The organism is Planomonospora algeriensis (assembly GCF_977012225.1).
Window position 1 is genome coordinate 1 of sequence record NZ_CDRNDK010000662.1, and the last position, 2716, is coordinate 2716.

Below are 2716 nucleotides of genomic sequence, written 5' to 3' on the forward strand. Positions count from 1 at the left end.
CCCGCCCCCGCCCCCACCACCGCCGACGTCCACGCCGCCGTCGACGCCTTGGTGGCGGACGCGCTCAAGGCCCTGGCCGCGTACGACTCCTTCACCCAGGAGCAGGTCGACCACATCGTCAAGAAGGCGTCCGTCGCCGCGCTGGGCCGGCACGCCGAGCTCGCGGGCCTGGCCGTGCAGGAGACCGGCCGCGGCGTCTTCGAGGACAAGGCGGTGAAGAACATCTTCGCCTGCGAGCACGTCACGCACAGCATGGCCGGCCTGAAGACCGTGGGTGTCGTCTCCCGCGACGAGATCAGCGGGATCGTCGAGATCGCCGACCCGGTCGGCGTCGTGTGCGGCGTCACCCCCGTCACCAACCCCACCTCGACGACCGTGTTCAAGGCGCTGCTGGCGCTCAAGACCCGCAACCCGATCGTGTTCGCCTTCCATCCCTCGGCGCAGCGCTGCAGCGCCGAGGCCGCGCGGATCGTCCGTGACGCCGCCGTCGAGGCCGGCGCCCCCGAGCACTGCGTCCAGTGGATCACCGAGCCGTCGCTGGAGGCCACCTCCGCGCTCATGCGCCACGAGGGGGTCTCGACCATCCTCGCCACCGGCGGGAACGGCATGGTCAGGGCCGCCTACTCGGCCGGCAAGCCCGCCCTGGGGGTCGGCGCCGGAAACGTCCCGGCCTACATCGAGCGCAGCGCCAAGCTGCGCCGCGCCGTACACGACGTGGTGCTGTCCAAGACGTTCGACCACGGCATGATCTGCGCCTCCGAGCAGGCGGTCATCCTCGACCACGAGATCTACGACGCCGCGCTCGCCGAGTTCCGCCGGCTGCACGCGCACGTCGCCACCCCGGCGGAGAAGGCGAAGCTGGAGGAGTTCGTCTTCGGCACGGCCGCCGGCGGCGAGAACTGCTCGGGCGCGAGGCTCAACCCCGACGTGGTCGGCCGCTCCCCGCAGTGGATCGCCGCGCAGGCCGGCTTCACCGTTCCCGACGACGCCTCCGTGATCCTCGTCCCGGTGGACGAGGTCGGCCCGGCCGAACCGCTGACCCGGGAGAAGCTCTGCCCCGTGCTGGCCGTACTGCGCGCCTCCTCGCGCGAGGAGGGCCTGACGCACGCCGAGCGGATGGTCGAGTTCCACGGGCTCGGGCACAGCGCGGTCATCCACACCGAGGACGCCGCCCTCGCCGAGGAGTACGGCAGGCGCGTCAAGGCGGTCCGGGTGATCTGGAACGCCCCCGCCTCCCAGGGCGGCATCGGCGACATGTACAACGCGTTCCTGCCCTCGCTGACCCTGGGCTGCGGCAGCTACGGCCACAACTCGGTGTCGAACAACGTCACCGCCGTCAACCTGATCAACATTAAGCGCATCGGCCGGCGCAACAACAACCTGCAGTGGTTCAAGGTCCCCGCGAAGATCTACTTCGAGCCGAACGCGATCCGCTACCTCGCCGACATGCCGGACGTGCACCGGGTGACGGTCGTCACCGACGGCGTGATGACCCGGCTGGGCTACGTGGACCGCATCCTCGACGTGCTGCAGCGCCGCGGCGAGCGGGTCGCCCTGCAGATCGTCGACGACGTGGAGCCGGAACCCAGCGTCGCGACGGTGGACCGGGGCGCCGAGCTGATGCGGTCCTTCCAGCCGGACACGATCATCGCGCTGGGCGGCGGCTCGGTGATGGACGCGGCCAAGGTGATGTGGCTGCGCTACGAGCACCCGGAGGTGGTGTTCGCCGACATGAAGGAGAAGTTCTTCGACATCCGCAAGCGCGCCTTCCGCTTCCCGACGCTCGGCGAGCGCGCCCGCCTGGTGTGCGTGCCCACCACCTCGGGCACCGGCGCGGAGGTGACGCCGTTCGCGGTCATCACCGACGGCGTCACCGGCAAGAAGTACCCGCTGGCCGACTACGCGCTCACCCCCAGCGTGGCCATCGTCGACCCGGTGCTCGCGGCCGACCTGCCGCGCGTGGTCACCGCCGACAGCGGGTTCGACGCGCTCACCCACGCCATCGAGTCCTACGTGTCGGTCTACGCCAGCGACTTCACCGACGGCCTGGCCCTGCAGGCGGTCAAGCTCGTCTTCCGCTACCTGGAGCGGGCGGTGAAGCACGGCGCCGCCGACCCGGAGGCCAGGGAGAAGATGCACAACGCCGGCACGATCGCGGGCATGTCCTTCGGCAACGCCTTCCTGGGCATCGTGCACGCCATGTCGCACACCCTGGGGGCCACCTTCCACGTGGCGCACGGGCGCACCAACGCGCTGCTGCTGCCGCACGTGATCCGCTACAACGGCACCGTCCCGTCGAAGCTGTCGGGCTGGCCGAAGTACGAGGACTACCGGGCTCCGGAGCGCTTCTGCGAGATCGCCCAGGCGCTGGGCCTGCCCGCCGCGACCCCGGCGGAGGGGGTGGAGTCCCTCGCGACGGCGGTGGAGCGGTTGCGCGACGCGGTCGGCATCGAGCCGTCGTTCCAGCGGATCGGCGTCGACGAGGAGGCGTTCCTGGCCTCGCTGCCGGAGCAGGCGGTCAACGCCTACGAGGACCAGTGCGCCCCCGCCAACCCGCGCATGCCGATGCTGGCGGACATGCAGGAGTTGATGCGGACCGCCTACTACGGGAAGTGACGGGCGGGTCCCGCTCCCCGTCCCCGCAGGCCCCGCCCCCGCCTCCGTAACCCCGCCCCCGCGGGTCCCGTCCGGCCTCCGCCCTCGCACCGGACGGGGA

1 protein-coding gene is annotated in these 2716 nt (G+C 71.4%); it reads left to right on the plus strand.

The features are described from left to right. Positions 1-2616 (plus strand): bifunctional acetaldehyde-CoA/alcohol dehydrogenase (adhE, locus tag ACWJ6R_RS34150; protein ID WP_449066176.1); only part of this gene is annotated, 2616 nt, incomplete at its 5' end. Between the last annotated feature and the right edge of the window lie 100 nt (positions 2617-2716).